The sequence below is a fragment of the Alkalihalobacillus sp. FSL W8-0930 genome (assembly GCA_037965595.1).
Taxonomy (GTDB): Bacteria; Bacillota; Bacilli; order Bacillales; family Bacillaceae_D; genus Alkalicoccobacillus.
Genome location: CP150183.1, coordinates 557,359 through 575,516, shown reverse-complemented (window position 1 = coordinate 575,516; position 18,158 = coordinate 557,359). Strand labels below are relative to the sequence as shown.

Genomic DNA, 18,158 nt, shown 5'->3' with positions numbered 1-18,158 from the left:
GCGAGCTCATTGACTATGATTCGTACGGAGTATCCAAGACCACATTTCAAACGGCCTAAGTGGACGAATTTAAATGGAGAATGGTTATTTGAATATGATGATCATGCTGTTGGGATCACTGAGAAATGGTACAAGGAGCATTCATTTTCTAAGTCCATCCATGTTCCGTTTGCCTACCAGGCTGCATTAAGCGGCATACATGATAAAACGTTCCATGACCGAGTCTGGTATAAGCGTCAATTCCGCTTACAAAAAGAAAAAAAATCTCTTTATCTCCTTCATTTTGGAGCAGTCGATTACGAGGCTACGATTTGGATAAATGGTCAGCTAGCTGGATTTCATCAAGGGGGTCACACGTCCTTCCAATTGGACGTAACCTCGCTTGTTGACTCTGGTGAGAATGAGGTGGTTGTTCAAGCGGTGGATTCATCTACTGACCTGGATCAGCCACGTGGCAAGCAGTATTGGAAGGAAGAATCAGAAAGCATATTCTATACAAGAACAACAGGCATTTGGCAGACGGTTTGGCTAGAAACCGTGCATGAAAGCCATCTGTCTCACGTGCAATTCACACCTGATATTGATGAGAAGCAAATCAAGCTAGACTATCACGTTCTTGGGGGAGCCACGAATCTTGAGCTTGAGGTCGCCATTTCTTTTAACGGTACAATCATCGTGAACGACCGCATCTCTGTTCTTTCTGAGCAGGGCCAACGACAGTACTCGATTGTTCATCCGGCCACACAGCATGAAGAGTGGCTATGGAGTCCGGAGAATCCCTCCCTCTTTGATGTTACCTTCAAGCTCCATGATGGAGGCCGTGTTGTGGACGAGGTACAAAGTTATTTTGGAATGAGAAAAGTGTCTGTCTCAAATGGTGAGGTTTATTTAAACAACAAACCCTATTATATGAAGCTTGTTTTAGATCAAGGTTACTTTCCAGATGGCATTCTTACAGCTCCATCTGAAGAGAGCTTCATCCAGGATATCAAGCTGACAAAGCAACTGGGCTTTAACGGGGCGAGAAAGCATCAAAAGGTTGAAGATCCACTCTATTACTATTGGGCTGACAGACTTGGACTGCTTGTATGGGGTGAAATGGCTAATAGCTATGCCTATAGTGATCGAGCGGTTAAACGGTTAACCAACGAGTGGCTTGAAGTCATTAAGCGTGATTACAACCATCCTTGTATCGTATCCTGGGTCCCTTTAAATGAAAGCTGGGGTGTCCCGGATTTATTAACAAGTGCCAAGCAGCGTCATCACAGTGCGACCATGTATCATCTAACTAAATCAATTGATCAGACGCGGTTGGTGATGTCAAATGACGGCTGGGAGCATACGCAGTCAGATCTATGTACCATTCACGACTACGAAGCCTCTAAAGCCGTTCTTAAAGAGAGGTATCAGACACTCGAAGGGGCTCTTAGCTTTCTTCCCTCTGGAAAAAAACTCTATGCGCCAGGTTACCAATACTCAGATGTGCCGATACTCGTCACGGAGTTTGGAGGAATCTCGTTTAAACAAAGCGACTGGGACGGCTGGGGATATTCTCATGCAACAAACGAGGAAGAGTTTCTCAAAGGATACACGGCAGTGATCGAAGCATTATACGAATCCCCTCTCGTCAAAGGCTTTTGCTACACACAGCTCACAGACGTAGAACAAGAAATAAACGGGCTCCTAACCTACGACCGAGAGCCAAAAGCAGACATAGAAAAGATTCGGGCGATAACAGTAGGGAAAGATAGAGTCTGAACCATCCTTAAAATTAATCAAAAAGGGCGAGTGATTCATCAATCGAATCACTCGCCCTTTTTTTAGAAAGCATGCCTTTCACATCTCTTCCCGCAAAACAAATGCATGCACCTCATAAAAGCGGACGGCATGGGGCCGACTCCTGAGGGAGAAAAGGGCAAAGGTGAAATGACCTTGGCGTAGCCAGGTTAGTTCAACGCCCTCCCTAGGAAAGCGTGCCCCCATTCCGGTAGCGATGGCCGAAGCTCCATCCCAAAACATCTCTTCCCGCAAAATAAATGCATGCGCCTCATAAAAGCGGACGGCATGGGGGCCGACTCCTATGGGAGGAAAGGGCAGGGGTGAAATGAACCTGGCGTAGCCGGTTTAGTTCAGCGCCCGCCCATGGAAAGCGTGCCCCCATCTCGGTAGCGATGGTCGAAGCTCTAAGCTCAACGTTCTCCCGGATTAATTAGATGATTCATCAATAACCTGCTCCACCCATTCCGTTAACACCGTTCTCGCTTCATCAGTAGCATACGCTTTATTCTTATCCTCATGTAGCTCTGCTTTAAATGCCTCCATGCCTCTTATAATCTGTTTCTTCGATCCACTCTCAGCATGAATTTTCGCCCGATCAATTTCTCTAAATAACGTCTTGGATAAAGGCTCCGTCACATCTCCCGCATCCACAAAAGCCGTTAAAGAAGACTCCAGCTCCCCAAGTGGATCCACCTGCTGCTCCGTCTCTGACACAGGTACATACTCCCAGTCCATATCTGATGCATAATAAAAGCTAGGATAAGAAGGCTGGTTGTACGTGACATTCTGCCATGCAATCCCGGTCCGATACTGTGTATCGTGCATCAGTGTATACAGCTTATGCTCAGTCACCTCTGTACTTGTATAAATTCGAATCGCAGAGCTATCTGTTGTGCGAACAAGAAGCTCCTCTCGAAAATCACCAAAGATATCTGCTACAAGCGAAGGCGTCCCTTTTGTATAGTTGTTTGTGAGGGTCCCTTCTGCAGTAAGAAGTCTGCCTCTTTGCCAATCATCAATCGTTGGTGTCTGATCAATGGAACCATTCACAATTTGAGTAGTAAGATCACCAGACCATTTAATGTTAAAATTTGTGCCAGGCATTCTGTCGCTTAGCTTCTCACCATCAGCCGTCCATAAACCAACGGCCCACGTTTCAAGTCCTCTTGTATTTGGATTCACGTCCCCTACCATACCTCGGCCTGTATCTCTACCTGTGTAACCTCCGTAAAGAACATCACCCGATTCAGCGTCACGCAACGCGTATCCATAAGGAGCCCACTGTCCACCCTCAAATACCATAAAGCTTTCAAGCCCTGGTCGATCTGGATTGACGTCGGCTACATGAAGTGCATCTCCGTGTCCAAGTCTTGCTTCAGACCCAGGATTACCACTTCCAGGAGGGAGCGTATCAAATGAGCTATAGAGAAGAGAGCCATCATGATCTATGGTTGCTCCTCCGTAAATGATTTCGTGTTTTCCATCCCCATCTACATCAGCAACACTTAAGGAATGCGCCCCTTGTGTGGTAATCGTCCCAAATTCCTCATCTGTTCCATCTGTTCCGTGTGGACCATCATTAAATGGGTTGGACATTGGCGTCCAGCCACTGTCTACATACCATTTTTCTTCTATATTCTTCCCATTCCAATCGTATGAAACAAGTGTTGTTCGCGTATAGTACCCTCTCGCAAATACAGCAGAAGGTTTTTCTCCATCTAAATAAGCAACCCCCGCGAGGAACCGATCTACACGATTTCCTGGCTCAATACGTGCCATCGCGTAGTCTCCCCACATTAAGCCATCATCGGATCTACCTGGTTTATAGTGAATGGTTTCTAACTCTTTACCTGACTCTCCTTCAAAGACAGTTAAGTACTCAGGCCCATCAACGATAAAACCTTCGAAATCACGAAGATCATTTCGGCTGCTACGAGAGGGCGCATAATCGTCAATAAAATGATCAACTAACGCTTCTGCATCTTCTTTTGATAGAGGGTACTCATATTGAGGGTCAATCCCAAAGCTTTCTTCCAGTGTCTCTGGCCAATTGCCCGCAACTACTTCCTCATGCTCGTGCCAGCCCATAAACATCTCTACCAAATGCTCGTAGTAATCATCTGAGCTCATACGGTAATCATCTTCATGGCTATAGCCTTCAGCTAGATCTTCTTCCGGCATCGTGATGTACTCTTCTGATTCTACCGTCCCATCATCAGAATACTTAATGATCTTTGTGCCAGGCGCTGTCTTAAACATCATTTCAGCTTTGCCATCACCGTCAAAATCGTAAACTAGAAACTGCGTATAATGTGCACCAGATCGAACATTTACACCTAGATCAATGCGATATAACAACTCCCCACTAAAGGTATACGTATCGATATACGTATTTCCTGTATATCCTTTTTGAGAAACGTCCTTCGAATTAGATGGATCCCATTTCACAATAAATTCGTATTGTCCATCCCCATCCACATCACCTACGCTCATATCATTTGCATGATACGTATAGTGCTCACCAGCTGGCGTTACTCCATCTTCAGGCTTTTGAAGAGGCAGGTCATAATAACCATCAGCCCACGGACTGACCGGCTCACTTTCATCGATCTCAGCGCCTTCTTCAACAGCTTTCACGGTATATTCAGATCCCTCCGTACCGCTAGCATCTAGATAGTTAGTGCTGTCCGTCACTTCAGCAATTTTGTTTCCATCCCGATACACATGGAAGTCTACCCCGGTTAGACCTGTATCTGAATGTCCGGTTGCTTCTTCCTTCATTAATCGCCAGCTAAGAAAAACCCCTTCAGATGTTGCAACAGCAACGACTCCACGATCTAGTTCTTCAAGCTGTGGATTAAATTCCTTTTGTATACTCGATCGTACAGTGTTTGACGTCTCTTGTTCGGTTCCATTGATAACTGGAGCTATTTTGAAATAGTGAGGAATATGTGTGGATCGTTCGTAGGTGTAAGTCGTGTCCGTTACATTATCAACTAAGCGGTACTCCATGTTCTCTGTGTCTTTATCGGCCCAGTAAACATTATAAGATTCTGCACCCTTTTCTTTTTCCCAAGACAATTTGACTTCGGTGTCTGTCACTTCTGTTACGGATAATTCATGCATCTTTTCTTCCCCTAACGCTTCATGTACGGATATGTTCCCACATGCCAATACCCCAACCATAAGTCCGACTAAAACCTTCTTACTACGCCTTTTTTTCGACATAGAACTCCTCCTTATGTAATTGATTAAAGCGCTTTCATTATACATGATTTTTCTTAGTAGAAGTTGGATCATTCATACATTCTGAAATTTTCCCAACCTGCATCTACAAATGCTCACGTGTTTCAAAACAGATGAAAGCGGTTATACAGAGTACAAATAAATGATTCATGTGGAAAGGGAGAGTAGAATGTTTATTCAAGCAAAAACCTTAGAAAGCTTTTCAATGAATGCCACAGACGGCGAGCTAGGTTCAATCGATGATCTCTATTTTGAATCCGATACATTTACCCTTCGTTACTTTGTTGGAGATACGCGTACTTGGTTTTTTGGTGGAAAAGTTCTACTAAGTCCTGAATCCGTTACTTCAATTGAACAGGAAAATGAACGAATAGATGTTAATTTAACAAAAGAACAAATTAAAGATAGCCCTAAGCCTTCTGCACACGAACCCGTTTCACGTCAATATGAAGCTGAGCTTCGTGATCATTATGGATGGCGACATTATTGGGGAGCGCCAATAGGTGGAGCAAGCGCGGGACTAGGATCCCCTGGAGCTTACCCTGCGGCACCTGGCATGATGGTGCCACATCCGGTTGCCAATCCTAACCTTAATCGTACAGAAGATGAACAAGATGCAATGACGCAGCAGACAGAACAAAATACGCTGCAAAGTATTAATGATTTGCGCGGGTACAAGATTCATGCCAAGAATGGTGAGGTCGGTAAAGCATTGGACTTTATGTTAAATGAACATGACTGGACAATTAACTACATTATTGTAGATGTTGGTGGAACATTCACACGAGAACCGGTTCCACTCGCGGCTGAATGGATCACAGATATTTCTTGGCAGGATAAAACCATTACCGTAAGCGTTGAAAAAGAATTAATTGAAAGTGCACCTGATTATGAAATTCACGAGCCATTTACAAGAGAACACGAGAGCAGATTATACGCTCACTATGACCGTTCTCCCTATTGGGAAGAGGCTAACTAAATGAAAAGCCGACTGGATCAGCATCCAGTCGGCTTTTTCATTCTTCTTCTTTTCTTGCTTCTGCTTTTTTCTTCTTGTCCATATCTTCTTTTAATTGATCCTGTACACTGTCTTCAGTCATTGGTACACCTGAATGATAAGCTGCACGACTAATTAAATGACCTGCCACTGGTGCTGTTAGAAATACAAACACAATTCCTAGAATCAAACGTACACTTATAAAATCATTTACGAACCAGAAAAATATAAACGTTCCTGTTAATGTAGATAATACTCCAAGTGTCGCACTTTTCGTCCCTGCATGAGAACGGGTGTACACATCAGGTAATCGAATCAGTCCAAACGCACTTATGACACTCATTAATGTTCCAATTAAGATCAGAACGGCTGCAATGATCTCACCTGTCCCGCTTACGCTCAATGACTACACCCCTCTCCAAGAATTTTGAAAAGGCTACAGTTGTAATAAAGGATAAAATTCCAAGTAACAAGATAACCTCTAGAAAAGCCCCTGTATCAAGAGTAATTGAAATAACCGCTACTGCAGAAATTAAGTTAATACCGATTGTATCAAGGGCAATGACTCGATCCGGCATAGAAGGACCTTTAATGACTCTGTATAGCCCGATGCAAATGGATATGGAGAGAAAGATTAAAGCAATGTACCCTACAACTTCTAACATTATCTTGTCACCTCCATAATTGCTTTTTCAAACGTTTCTTTTGCTTTAAGAACCGCATCTCTGGACTCAGGAATGTCCATCGCGTGTATATAGAACACTTTATTGTCTTCTGCAATTTCAAGTACAACGGATCCCGGCGTTAAGGTTAGTAACAATGCAAGCACTGTTACTTCCATGTCGCCTTCAAGCTCCGTCTCGAAGCTAAAAATACCTGGTGTGATATTTAACTTCGGGCGAAGAATTTGTTTGATGATCAGGACACTTGAAATGATAAGCTCCATAATAAACAGGTAGAGCAGGTGAATGATCGAGAAGACTTTTTTAAGGTAAAAAGGTGTTGGAAAAAATCTTCTCATGATAAAGATTAAACTCAACCCAACTAGAAATCCTGTAATAAAGTTTGTAATCTCAAACGAGTCTTGCAAGAACACCCATAGGAGAGCAATGAATATATTTAAAAGTAACTGGATAGACAACTCTTCACCTTCTTTCTTTTAAGCTGGTAGCTTACTGGTTATAGAGAACAGCATCAATATATTTGGAAGGTTCCATTAAAGTCTCTGCAGCTTGCGTGACGTAAGCTGAGATCCCTTCGATTCCTAAACCAAATGCAAGACTTAGTGCAGCTAGGAACACACATGGAATCAGCATGCCCAACTTAAGTGGCTCCATCTCTTCCTTGCCCATAATAGCCTCTCCCCAGAAAGAGTTCTTGAAAATCTTAAGGAGTGAATAAAGAACAAGAATACTTGAGCCTAGCGCAATCGCTGCAAGCACGTAAGATCCTTCCATGATGGCTCCTTGTGTGACAAGAACCTTCCCAATAAATCCACTTAGCGGTGGAATACCAGCTAATGCAAGAACAACAATGAAGAATGTCCAACCGAGTACAGGGAAGTGACGAATCAAACCGCCTATCTCTTTTAACCACTTTTGACCCGTAAGGTAGATCACCGTACCAGCCAACAAGAACAACAAGGCTTTCGCAATCATATCGTGAATCAAGTAATAAATTGCCCCTTCAATCGATGGCATTGTAAAGATCGCCAGTCCAGCAATAATAAATCCAACCGCTACAATTACATTATAGGATACAATTCGCTTAATATCCTGATAAGCAATGGCCCCTATTGCTCCTAGCAGCATGGTCGCGCCCGCCATGATCCCTAGCAATGTATGAGTAATACCGGGCTCATGTGGGAAAATCAACGTAAAGGTTCTAAATAATGCATAGATACCTACTTTCGTTAAAAGAGCACCAAATAGTGCTGCTACAGCAGTTGGTGGAGCTCCATATGCACCAGGCAGCCAGAAGAATAAGAACAACGCAGACTTTAAGCCAAAGACAATGAGGAATAAGATGGCAATCGTTGTTAAAATTCCTCCCTGCTCCGCCTCAGCTACACGCTCAGCCAACTGAGCCATGTTCAGTGTTCCAACAGCCCCGTACAAAAACCCTGCCGAAATAAGGAATAGCATGGAAGAAAGAACATTGATTAATACATATTTTAATGACTCTCTTAACTGAATCTTCTCGCCACCAAGCGCGATTAACACATACGAAGCGAGTAACATCACCTCAAAGCAGACGAATAAGTTAAACAAATCTCCAGTTAAGAATGACCCAATGACACCTGCAAGTAAAAATTGTACAAAGGCATAGAAGTAAAACGTCTCTCGTTTCCTTCCAATTGATGAGAAAGCATAAAATAAGCAAGCAATCGCAACAACTGCAGAGGTTAGTACAAGAATAAGTGCAAACATATCTCCTACAAACACAATTCCAAATGGTGGCTCCCAGCCTCCGAGGTGAATGGTTTGTATTCCCTGAGCCTTAACCTGTTGAATCAGAACAACCGTTACTCCTGCAATCGCAAGTGTAGAAACGATACTCAATACCCGCTGGAATGTAATTTGATGTCTAAAGACAATCATGATAAGTCCCGCAATGACCGGAATGAGCATCGGGAAGATAACAAGATTATTCATCTTTATTCCCCCTTAGCTGATTCATATCATCTGTCCCAAGCTCGGTATATCCTCTGTAAGCTAACACAAGGAAAAATGCCGTTACACCGAAGTTAATAACAATGGCGGTTAGAATCAAAGCTTGAGGCAACGAATCGACAAAAGCATCATTACCTTGATCAAGTAATGGAGCTGCGCCTCCCTTTAATCCTCCCATTGTAATAAGCAGTAAGTGCGCACCATGTGAAAAGACTGCAGTGCCCAGAATGATACGAACAATATTTTTTGATAGAACCATGTAGGTTCCTACCGTGAATAATAATCCAACTAATAACGCCATAAGTGTCTCCATTAATCAACATCCTCACTTATGCTTAGAATAATTGTTAGCGCCGTCCCGATAACAGCTAGAGATACGCCAATTTCAAAGATCGTAACTGTTGTTAGCTCAGTCTCTCCAAAGATCGGAAGGTTAAAGTAATCGAACTCCATATTCAAGAAATTCGTTCCGTAGAATAACGAACTAATACCTGTACAAACAGAAACCAGAACACCAATCCCAGCCATCAGACGGTAGTTAATCGGAATTCCCTTTTCTACAGTCTGTATATCAAAGGCAAGATACAGCAGAACTAAGGCAGATGCGAGCACTAAGCCACCGATAAACCCACCACCGGGCTCATGGTGTCCAGCTAAGAACAAGTAGACACCAAAAGTGAGAATGATAAACGTAGCTATCTTACTGACAGTTTGTAGAATCACATCATTTACTTTCACGTTTATCATTCCCTTCCGACGATTTTAATTTAATCAATGTATAGACTCCGAGTCCTGCAATTGCTAGTACAAGAATTTCAAGCATCGTATCAAATGCACGGAAGTCAGCCAAAATGGCGTTTACGATATTTTTACCACCAGCTAACTTATAGGCATCTTCAAAGTAGCTTGAAATACTATCAAATAATCGATTGCCTTGAATAGACAACATCACAAGCGTCACAATTGTACCGACACCTAGTGAAATCACTAGGTTAAAACCTTTCACCTTTCGAGTCACGTTCTCTTTCTTCCATTCAGGAAGGAAGAAGAAACATAACAGGAACAAGGCAGCTGACACTGTTTCAATTACGAGCTGTGTAAGAGCCAAATCCGGCGCACGGAAGATAACAAAGAAGATGGCAACCATATAACCAAGTACACCATTTAAGATAATGGCAGTTAATCTTGATTTGGCAAAGATGATTCCAACGGCTGCGATGGCAATGATACTAATCAGAATCAATTCGTAGATGTTCACAGGTGCATCATTAGACCTGTCAATCACAAATCCATTTGTAGCAAAGATGACAGTTCCAACTGCCAGAATTAAGAAAGCGAAAATATACAGCAGATAATGTCTTAATGATCCTGTCATATATTTTTCAGTTAGTTTCTCTGAGCCCTTTTCTGAGCCAACAAGAATGGCATTGTATACCGTGTTAAATGACCAGTCTCTTGGGAACAGGCTGTATACACCCTGCCAGCTACGCAGGAATACAAATAACAGGCTTCCTAAGATTACTACAGCTACAGTCATCCAAAGTTCAGGTGCATGCCAGCCATGCCACGCAGAAATTTGAGTGTAATAATTAACATCTTCTATTGGTATTGGCAATACAGCCTCCACACCTGGATTTAAGATGTAATCAGCCATTGTTTGTGGAAAGAAGAAAATGACAACAACAAATGAAACGAGAATACCTGGTGGAATCAACATTCCGATAGGAGCTTCATGTGCGCTTTTCTCAAGTTTCTCCGGATTGTAATTTCCGGTAAACGTTCGGAAGACAAGAATCATACAATAAACAAATGTGAGTACACTTGCTACCCAAGCGATGATTGGAAACATCAGTCCAACCGTTTCCATATGGAAGATGCCAAGATCTGATGCCGTCAGTACAGCAGAGAAGAACATTTCCTTACTCAGGAATCCATTAAACGGTGGCAACCCTGCCATCGCAAAGCTTCCAATCGCAGCAAAGGTAAACGTGATCGGCATAATGGTCATTAAACCGCCAAGTCTACGTATATCTCGGGTCCCTGTTTCATGGTCGACAATTCCAACCACCATAAAGAGAGCACCTTTAAAGGTTGAATGGTTAATTAGATGAAACAACGCTGCAAGGATTGCCATTGATGAATACTCAAACGCTTTGGAATCAGGAGCAAAATAATATGCAGCCGACCCCATTCCAAGCATACTCATAATCATTCCAAGCTGACTGATTGTGGAGTAGGCAAGTAAAGCCTTTAAGTCCGTCTGTCTAACTGCGGTAAAGGAACCCCAGAACAGCGTGACGAGTCCAATCATACTTACGATCCAGAACCAGGTTGCCTCTCCACCAAAAACAGGCGTGAATCTAGCAACAAGATAAATTCCTGCTTTAACCATGGTTGCTGAGTGAAGATACGCACTAACTGGAGTTGGTGCTTCCATCGCATCAGGTAACCAGATATGGAAAGGAAACTGGGCTGATTTCGTAAAGGCTCCAAGTAAGATTAGTAACATGGCTGGAATAAACAAACTAGAGTCAGAAAGTGATCCTACTTCTTCGATAATGTAACGTACACTCCAAGACCCAGTCATTGAATGAAGCATAATAAAACCAGCAAGCATGGAAATTCCACCACTTACGGTGATTAGCATAGATTTTTGGGCACCATAGCGTGATTTATCACGTTGATACCAAAAAGCAATTAATAAGAAGGAAGATACACTTGTTAACTCCCAGAAAAGATAAAGAACCATTAAATTATCAGATAATACAACACCTAACATTGCCCCCATAAATAATAGCAAGTAAATATAGAAATTATGAAGGGCTTCTCTTTTCATGGATAGATAAAAGATTGAATAGGCAATAACAAGCGTTCCCACTCCTGTTATTAGCAAAGCTAGAATTAAGCTTAACCCATCAAGATATGTTGTGAAGTTTATACCGAGGGACGGAATCCAAGAAACCGTATGCATAAACCAACCGCCATTTGCGATATCCGGAATAGAGGTTGTGAGATAAATAAATAATACGAATGGAATCGGTAAGACAAACCAACCTGTGTGAACCGAGGGTACCTTCTTATAAAAGAATGGAATAAAAACAGCGTACAGAATCGGTAGAAATATGGCGAAATTTAACCAGCTCAAAGCATGACCTCCTAGATTTTCGACCAGGACACCTGAATGTTCAGATACTGACGTTTTTTTATATTAATTCCCTCACATCATGATTTCATTTACGATGTGAAGTAGTCCTTGAATTGGATGTAATATAGGTGTATGATGTAAGCAAATAATGGAATTCGCGTGGAAAAGCTAATTTTGACCATTCCAATAGGACTGTGCAAAATTAAGCGCAGTCTACATGAGCATGGTATAGATTACGTGCAGGGATTGCTTTATGAAAGTAGGAGTAACCTAATGACAAGTGGACATACTTGTTACTCAAGTGTAGATGGGAACGTAAACAATACAAAGAACCATTACTCTTCAATGAAAAGTATATAATAAATTTCACATGAATGCACTTCATAGAGACTAGATTTGGGTCATGTCTCAAAATCGTAACAATTTCCCCTAATTTTTGTTTTTTCGACAAACCCATTTCTACGCTTATAATCAGACATTCACCCAGTCAAATTTCCCTCAAAAAAAATCATAAGTTTAAATTGAAATGTTGAATGTTTCAGTATATACTGTGCTAACGCCAAAACATATGCATACGACAACTATTTAAAATAGATTAATTCTTGAAAAGAACAAGGAGAGTATACAATGAAGAAAATTAAAGGAAGAATGGATGAAAGCATATTAGTGTGTGTGTACTACGGACCTAACGGTGAGCGTTTAATCAAGCGTGGCTGTAAAATCGCTAGCATGCTGGATTGTCCACTCTACATCCTAACAATTGATGCACTTCCTTACGATGAATTAGATGCGGAGAAATCCGATTACATTGATCGCTGGAAACAGCTTGCCGAAGAGCACAACGTTGAGGAATTTATCATTCGTGACAATGAAAAGCGTCCAGCTGTAAAAGTTATTGCGGAAATTGCTCGCGAAAAACATATTACACAAATTATTATCGGTCAAACAGCGAAAAGTCGTTGGGAAGAGATTACAAAAGGTTCGTTTATGAATGTGTTGCTTCGTGAAGTTCCGTTTGTTGATTTCCATGTTGTTTCAGTAGACCGTGCTCTTAAGGGCGAGGAAGGCCATTACGAAAAAGGCTGCCGTGCGTATCTGACTAAAGATAACGAAGGTGCTTATCGTTTAAGCTTCTCACATCCAAAAGATGCACTGTTTGAAGGGATTTTCTTTAAAGAGCAAGGAACAGACTTTAACAATGGTGTGTTTAAGTTCATGAACAACAATCAAATGATGCAAGTTCATGTAACAGATGACAGTGTGACAGAGCCAGAAGTTGTGGACTCCTGTACAGAGAAGTTCAAAAAAGAACTTCTTAACAACAAAAACTAAGTAGTAAAAAGCACTCCTCGTTTGAGGGGTGCTTTTTTGTATGACTCTCTTACTTATATACTTTCACTCGTTCTTCAAGTGGTTTAAAGTCCTTATCTCCAGGAGATGCTACTGGTTTTCCGAATGGCATCTGTGCTCTAAGCTTCCAAGTAGACGGTACATTCCACTCTTTTCTCACTTCTTCATCCACAATTGGATTGTAGTGTTGAAGGGACGCTCCAAAGCCTTCTATTTCTAACCCTGTCCACACAGCAAACTGATGCATGCCACTTGTTTGTTCTGACCAAATCGGGAAGTTATCTGCATACAAAGCAAACTGCTCCTGAAGACCCTTTACTATTTCCTCATCTTCAAAAAAGAGTACTGTCCCATACGCATTCCCAAATAAGTCCATTTTCTCTTGTGTCGCAGCAAAATTCTCGGCTGGTACAATCTTCTTCAGTACACCTGTTGTTAACTCCCAGAACTTATCATGATTCTCTCCTAATAAGACAATCACGCGTGTCGTTTGTGAGTTAAATGCTGATGGTACATATTTCACTGCGTGCTCAACGATTTCAGTGATACGCTCGTCCTCAACCACATGCTCTTTACTTACAGCGTAATAAGAACGTCGATCTGCAATTGCTTGAAAAAAGTCTTTATTCATGTTGGGTGCCTCCTATAGATATGATCCGTCCTATTATAGACAGTCAACGGAATTATTATTGTTTGTTAAAGCAACCTTTTTTACTCAAATCTTACGTTCATACCGGAAGGATCTACTACCCAAATGATGGAGCTTTCTTCTTTAAACGGATGATTCGCCTTCTGTAGTCGTCTAACAAGCTGTTCTCTCTCTAGATCGTCTACAAGCTTCACAGTGTAATACGACATGCCTACAGCCGTATCTGGCGTTGGTGTAACACCCTGACCTGCCCAAATATTAAAGCCTAGATGATGGTGGTACCGGCCAGCTGCCATAAATTTAGCGGACATCCGACTGTAATCCCCTACTGTTTCAAAGCCAATTACATCGCGATAAAAGGCCTCAGTCTCTTCTAAATTAGACACATGCATGTGTACGTGCCCTATGATCGTTCCTTGAGGAAGCCCTTTCCTTGAGTGTTCCTCTGCCTCTTGAATTAAGCTCTCTATATTAATCGGATCTGTCGCCATCTTATAGTCGCCATTTTGTTCCACTTCCCATACAGATCGATCGCGGTCCCGATAAATCTCAAGGCCATTACCATCAGGGTCAGCTAAATACAATGCTTCACTTACTAAGTGATCCGCTTGCCCGATTTGAATTCGTTTATCTGCAAAATGATACAGAATGCTTGCAAGGGATGGACGATCCGGAAGCAGAATGGCTACATGATAAAGGCCTGCAGCAGATCGTTCCGGTAAGCGTGTCGCATGTGGAATTTCTTCTAATACAAGAAGAGTATCCCCTTCCTCTACCTTTAAGTAAGCAACCTTACCTTCAATCTGCGCGATTGAAAAACCAATTACTTCCTTATAAAATTGAATGGACTTCTCTAGGTTTGAAACTCGAAGCCTTACATGGCCAAGTGTTGTCTCTGGATGAATACTCATACTATATCTACCTCCTATTTTAATTTCCGATACGTTTAGTATGCTTCATAAAAGATTTTTATAGAAGTAGGCACTTAAAAGTAGTATAGTGTCATTATGGAAACTAAAGGAGGCTACACAATGGAAACGTGCAAAGTAGACACAGCCCTTGAGATTCTTATGGGCAAATGGAAACATAGAATTTTGTTTGAGCTATCTAAAAATGATGTGATGCGTTTTAATGAATTAAAACGTGCGATTCCTGGAATTACTCAAAAGATGCTTACCGCTCAATTACGTGAGCTCGAGCATCACGATATTGTGATCCGTAAGGTCTATGCTCAAATTCCGCCAAAAGTGGAGTACTCCATGACGGAATACGGTAAAAGTCTTCAACCGCTTTTAGATGCCATGCACGAATGGGGAAGCAAACATGCTAAGCATTTGAAAGACCTAGAAGAGAATGAATCCCTTCAAGAACATAATGCATAACCGATAAAGTCGGACTGTCTTTGAAAAGGCAGTCTTTTTTATTTTGATGATTAAGAGTAATTTCACCATTTACTTTAAAAGATCTGATACACTATTAGCGAATGAAGCGTTTACAAAAATGTACGGAATTAAAAGGAGGACATTGAAATGGCTGAATCGTCACGTAAAATCAAATGGGGAATCCTTGGTACTGGTGGAATTGCCGAGAAGTTTGCAACGGACTTAGTTCATGCAGAGAACGGAGAGCTCTATGCAGCTGGCTCCCGCACAAAAGAAAAGGCAGCATCATTCGCTGAGAAATATTCCATTCCGCATGCTTACGGAAGCTATGATGAATTGGTACAGGATCCAGATGTTGAGGCGATCTATGTCGCGACACCTCATCCGTTTCACAAAGAAAATGTGCTAAGCGCTCTTCACGCAGGAAAAGCGGTCCTATGTGAAAAGCCTATGACTGTTAATGCAAAAGAGCTCGAGGAACTAGTGGCAACTGCACGCGAGAAAAACCTATTCCTTATGGAAGCGATGTGGTCACGCTTTTTACCTGCTTTAATAAAAGTACGTGAGTGGATTGATGCTGGAAAAATCGGTGAGGTTAAGATTGTAAAAGCAGAGTTTGGCTTTCACATCGGCTGGGACCCAGAAGGTCGATTGTTAAATCCTGCGCTTGGTGGTGGTGCCCTTCTTGATGCCGGCATTTACCCTGTTTCATTTGCCTCAATGATTTTTGGTCCGAACCCAGAACGACTTTGGACAACGGCTCATATTGGTGAAACAGGTGTGGACGAACATTTCTCTATCCTTCTTGATTACGGTGAAGGAAAAACCGCTTCCCTTCACGGTGGGGTTCGCCTTCATTTACCAAACGATGCTTTTATACACGGTACAAAGGGTTACATTCATGTCCCACAATTCTTGTTTGCTGATCAGGCCACCCTTCATGTGAACGGGGAAGAACCTGAGCTATTCAAGGACAACAGAGCAGATCAAGGCATTTCTGGATACAAGTTCGAAGCAGAAGAAGTAGGACGTGCTCTTCTTGAAGGCAAAAAAGAAAGCTCAGTCATTACACTGGATGAATCACTTGATATTATGCGACTACTTGACCAGGTACGTGCCGAATGGGGTCTTACATACCCGTTTGAAGAGAAGTAAATGATAAAACGCGAATGTAGCTAGTAAGACACGGATATAGCAATAAACCCGCTTCAGGAGAATCCCTCCGCTCGTCTTACTAAATAATCCGAAAAACATGAATGGCGAATGATTCAATCGTAGAATCATTCGCCATTTTTTAATTAATTTTTAGTTCTGTCACAAGCTCTTTTTATGCTCTATTCTTTGGAAACCGCTAGCACCCACCATATCAGTAATGGCTGAAACAATAGCCGAATCCAAAGAATGACTGGATTCGTATAATCATCCCACGGCGCAGGAATTTCCTCAATCGCCATATAAATATTTGCCGGAAAGATTAAGATTAAATAAATGGCCGTGATGATTCCAGTTAGTCGCCGTGTTTTCGGTACAAGCAGAAACACGGCCAATATCCATTCAATAATTCCAGTTACATAGACAATCGGATATTTAAACGGGACCCACTCTGGAAACATCCGCGCAAACCCGTCATCCATGGTAAAGTGACCTATTCCTGCTACAACAAACACGAGTGCAAATGCGTATAAAGCCATTCGTTTCCCCATCTACTTGCTCCCTTCCTCTCTTATTGGAAGGATTCCTCTTTTTTCAGGCTTCAAACTTTTTCACCTAAAAAGAGTCGCTTGATCGGTTACTTTCTCCTGCTTTTAGTGATTTGTTTCCAGCGTTTCTTTTCTTTAATCATCTCTCGCTTATCTGTCTGTCTTTTAGCAAAGGCCTGTTCTTTTAATAGCTTAACGTACCCCTGGTATCGTTGCTCGCTTAGCTCCCCTGTTTGGATTGCCTCCTGCACACGGCACCCTGGCTCGTGATGATGCTTACAATCATTAAACTTACACGAGTCAGCAAGGGCATAAATATCCTCATAGCTTTGTTCCAAGCCAGCTTCAGCACCAAGCAGTTGGATTTCACGCATGCCGGGTGTATCAATAATGGCTGCACCATTTGGTAATAGAAAAAGCTCACGATGTGTGGTCGTGTGTTTTCCACGATCATCAGATAGCCTGGTCTCGTTCACCTTTTGTAACTGATAATCCATAAAAGCATTTGTCAGGCTGGACTTGCCTGCTCCAGATGAGCCAAGTAGCGCAACCGTTTTTCCTTCTTGAAGGTAACCTGAAAGCTGCTCCATTCCTTCTCCAGTTAATGAACTCACTGCATAGATAGGTACACCAGGGCAAGCCCTTTCAAGCTGATCGATTGGCGTTTCAAGGTCTTGGCACAAATCTCGTTTGCTTAAGACAATCACCGGGTTTGCTCCACTCTCATAAGCCAATAACACATAACGCTCCATTCTTCTCGGGTTAAAATCGTTTGTTAAAGCCATAACGAGCATGACCGTATCTACATTTACCGCTACCAATTGCTCTTCAAACGTATAACCAGCTGCTTTGCGACTAAATTGACTCGACCTCTCCAGTACCTTATGAATGATGGCTTTGCCCTCACCCTCTCGCACAGATACGGCCACCCAGTCACCAACCGCAGGAAAGTCCTGTCGATCAAATGCGTCAAATGAAAATTTGCCCGACACTTCACTTAAAAGTTCACCCGAAGCCGTAATCACCCGGTACAAACGTTTATGCTCCAAAATTACTCGTCCAGGAATCCATTCATCCGTTTGAAGCTGCTCCCACTCTTCTTGTCTTTTTGCATTCCAACCATATTTTGTTTCAATCAATTTTGGTCATCTCCTTATAATTGAGCATCAAAAAAAGACCGCGGTTCTCCGCGGTCTTCTCGTACATATACCTGCGGACATTGTCGCAGCCCACCATGT

At 42.2% G+C, this 18,158-nt stretch carries 17 protein-coding genes; 5 read left to right on the top strand and 12 right to left on the bottom strand.

The window, feature by feature from the left end:
* Positions 1 to 15: 15 nt before the first annotated feature.
* On the top strand, positions 16 to 1,758 hold the full coding sequence (locus NSQ54_03000; protein WYP28487.1) for a sugar-binding domain-containing protein: 1,743 nt from the start codon (positions 16 to 18) through the stop codon (positions 1,756 to 1,758).
* 447 nt (positions 1,759 to 2,205) lie between these two features.
* Here the strand turns inward: NSQ54_03000 and NSQ54_02995 are convergent, their stop codons facing one another.
* Entirely contained in the window at positions 2,206 to 5,007 is a 2,802-nt protein-coding gene (locus NSQ54_02995; protein ID WYP27101.1) for a rhamnogalacturonan lyase, read from the bottom strand.
* Positions 5,008 to 5,194: 187 nt separating this feature from the next.
* Here NSQ54_02995 and NSQ54_02990 point away from each other — a divergent pair, with 187 nt between their 5' ends.
* Positions 5,195 to 6,004 (top strand): PRC-barrel domain-containing protein, encoded by an 810-nt coding sequence (locus NSQ54_02990; protein WYP27100.1) that lies wholly within the window; start codon positions 5,195 to 5,197, stop codon positions 6,002 to 6,004.
* Positions 6,005 to 6,041: 37 nt separating this feature from the next.
* Here NSQ54_02990 and NSQ54_02985 read toward each other — a convergent pair whose 3' ends face one another.
* From NSQ54_02985 to NSQ54_02955, 7 genes are read right to left on the bottom strand one after another with little or no spacing between them, the layout of a single operon-like run.
* Positions 6,042 to 6,425, bottom strand: a complete 384-nt coding sequence (locus NSQ54_02985) for a Na+/H+ antiporter subunit G (protein ID WYP27099.1) — start codon at positions 6,423 to 6,425, stop codon at positions 6,042 to 6,044.
* On the bottom strand, positions 6,403 to 6,687 hold the full coding sequence (locus NSQ54_02980; protein WYP27098.1) for a Na(+)/H(+) antiporter subunit F1: 285 nt from the start codon (positions 6,685 to 6,687) through the stop codon (positions 6,403 to 6,405). The genes NSQ54_02985 and NSQ54_02980 overlap by 23 nt, the downstream gene beginning before the upstream one ends.
* Positions 6,687 to 7,163 (bottom strand): Na+/H+ antiporter subunit E, encoded by a 477-nt coding sequence (locus tag NSQ54_02975; GenBank protein WYP27097.1) that lies wholly within the window; start codon positions 7,161 to 7,163, stop codon positions 6,687 to 6,689. Before NSQ54_02975 ends, NSQ54_02980 begins: the two co-directional genes overlap by 1 nt.
* Before the next feature lie 31 nt (positions 7,164 to 7,194).
* On the bottom strand, positions 7,195 to 8,676 hold the full coding sequence (locus NSQ54_02970) for a Na+/H+ antiporter subunit D (GenBank protein ID WYP27096.1): 1,482 nt from the start codon (positions 8,674 to 8,676) through the stop codon (positions 7,195 to 7,197).
* Positions 8,669 to 9,007: a Na(+)/H(+) antiporter subunit C gene (locus NSQ54_02965; protein WYP27095.1), complete on the bottom strand. Its 339-nt coding sequence runs from the start codon at positions 9,005 to 9,007 to the stop codon at positions 8,669 to 8,671. The genes NSQ54_02970 and NSQ54_02965 overlap by 8 nt, the downstream gene beginning before the upstream one ends.
* Positions 9,007 to 9,432, bottom strand: coding sequence for a Na(+)/H(+) antiporter subunit B (locus NSQ54_02960; GenBank protein WYP27094.1), 426 nt, complete (start codon positions 9,430 to 9,432; stop codon positions 9,007 to 9,009). The genes NSQ54_02965 and NSQ54_02960 overlap by 1 nt, the downstream gene beginning before the upstream one ends.
* Positions 9,419 to 11,839, bottom strand: coding sequence for a Na+/H+ antiporter subunit A (locus NSQ54_02955; GenBank protein WYP27093.1), 2,421 nt, complete (start codon positions 11,837 to 11,839; stop codon positions 9,419 to 9,421). Before NSQ54_02955 ends, NSQ54_02960 begins: the two co-directional genes overlap by 14 nt.
* Before the next feature lie 627 nt (positions 11,840 to 12,466).
* Between NSQ54_02955 and NSQ54_02950 the strand changes: the two genes are divergently transcribed.
* Positions 12,467 to 13,171, top strand: coding sequence for a universal stress protein (locus NSQ54_02950; GenBank protein ID WYP27092.1), 705 nt, complete (start codon positions 12,467 to 12,469; stop codon positions 13,169 to 13,171).
* Between the two features lie 49 nt (positions 13,172 to 13,220).
* Here NSQ54_02950 and NSQ54_02945 read toward each other — a convergent pair whose 3' ends face one another.
* Together NSQ54_02945 and NSQ54_02940 are read right to left on the bottom strand one after the other, a co-directional pair.
* Entirely contained in the window at positions 13,221 to 13,820 is a 600-nt protein-coding gene (locus NSQ54_02945; protein WYP27091.1) for a nitroreductase family protein, read from the bottom strand.
* Between the two features lie 80 nt (positions 13,821 to 13,900).
* Positions 13,901 to 14,749, bottom strand: coding sequence for a VOC family protein (locus NSQ54_02940; GenBank protein WYP27090.1), 849 nt, complete (start codon positions 14,747 to 14,749; stop codon positions 13,901 to 13,903).
* A 120-nt stretch (positions 14,750 to 14,869) separates the two neighbouring features.
* On the opposite strand from NSQ54_02940, the gene NSQ54_02935 reads away from it, so the two are divergent.
* Together NSQ54_02935 and NSQ54_02930 are read left to right on the top strand one after the other, a co-directional pair.
* The gene (locus NSQ54_02935) at positions 14,870 to 15,220 is read left to right on the top strand and encodes a winged helix-turn-helix transcriptional regulator (protein WYP27089.1); all 351 of its coding nucleotides are present in this window, start codon (positions 14,870 to 14,872) and stop codon (positions 15,218 to 15,220) included.
* 147 nt (positions 15,221 to 15,367) lie between these two features.
* Positions 15,368 to 16,375, top strand: coding sequence for a Gfo/Idh/MocA family oxidoreductase (locus NSQ54_02930; protein ID WYP27088.1), 1,008 nt, complete (start codon positions 15,368 to 15,370; stop codon positions 16,373 to 16,375).
* A gap of 179 nt (positions 16,376 to 16,554) precedes the next feature.
* Here the strand turns inward: NSQ54_02930 and NSQ54_02925 are convergent, their stop codons facing one another.
* Both NSQ54_02925 and rsgA read right to left on the bottom strand, forming a co-directional pair.
* A complete protein-coding gene (locus tag NSQ54_02925) occupies positions 16,555 to 16,923 on the bottom strand; it encodes a hypothetical protein (protein ID WYP27087.1) in 369 nt (122 codons plus the stop codon).
* Between the two features lie 86 nt (positions 16,924 to 17,009).
* The gene (rsgA, locus tag NSQ54_02920; GenBank protein WYP27086.1) at positions 17,010 to 18,059 is read right to left on the bottom strand and encodes a ribosome small subunit-dependent GTPase A; all 1,050 of its coding nucleotides are present in this window, start codon (positions 18,057 to 18,059) and stop codon (positions 17,010 to 17,012) included.
* Positions 18,060 to 18,158 lie beyond the last annotated feature (99 nt).

What these genes read in the sequence shown, in the direction of transcription:
- NSQ54_02950 (WYP27092.1), top strand. Translation starts at nt 12,467, where the DNA reads ATGAAGAAAATTAAAGGAAGAATGGATGAAAGCATATTAGTGTGTGTG.
- NSQ54_02945 (WYP27091.1), bottom strand. Translation starts at nt 13,820, where the DNA reads ATGAATAAAGACTTTTTTCAAGCAATTGCAGATCGACGTTCTTATTAC.
- NSQ54_02980 (WYP27098.1), bottom strand. Translation starts at nt 6,687, where the DNA reads ATGTTAGAAGTTGTAGGGTACATTGCTTTAATCTTTCTCTCCATATCC.
- NSQ54_02995 (WYP27101.1), bottom strand. Translation starts at nt 5,007, where the DNA reads ATGTCGAAAAAAAGGCGTAGTAAGAAGGTTTTAGTCGGACTTATGGTT.
- NSQ54_02990 (WYP27100.1), top strand. Translation starts at nt 5,195, where the DNA reads ATGTTTATTCAAGCAAAAACCTTAGAAAGCTTTTCAATGAATGCCACA.
- NSQ54_03000 (WYP28487.1), top strand. Translation starts at nt 16, where the DNA reads ATGATTCGTACGGAGTATCCAAGACCACATTTCAAACGGCCTAAGTGG.
- NSQ54_02925 (WYP27087.1), bottom strand. Translation starts at nt 16,923, where the DNA reads ATGGGGAAACGAATGGCTTTATACGCATTTGCACTCGTGTTTGTTGTA.
- NSQ54_02940 (WYP27090.1), bottom strand. Translation starts at nt 14,749, where the DNA reads ATGAGTATTCATCCAGAGACAACACTTGGCCATGTAAGGCTTCGAGTT.
- NSQ54_02935 (WYP27089.1), top strand. Translation starts at nt 14,870, where the DNA reads ATGGAAACGTGCAAAGTAGACACAGCCCTTGAGATTCTTATGGGCAAA.
- NSQ54_02930 (WYP27088.1), top strand. Translation starts at nt 15,368, where the DNA reads ATGGCTGAATCGTCACGTAAAATCAAATGGGGAATCCTTGGTACTGGT.
- NSQ54_02965 (WYP27095.1), bottom strand. Translation starts at nt 9,007, where the DNA reads ATGGAGACACTTATGGCGTTATTAGTTGGATTATTATTCACGGTAGGA.
- NSQ54_02970 (WYP27096.1), bottom strand. Translation starts at nt 8,676, where the DNA reads ATGAATAATCTTGTTATCTTCCCGATGCTCATTCCGGTCATTGCGGGA.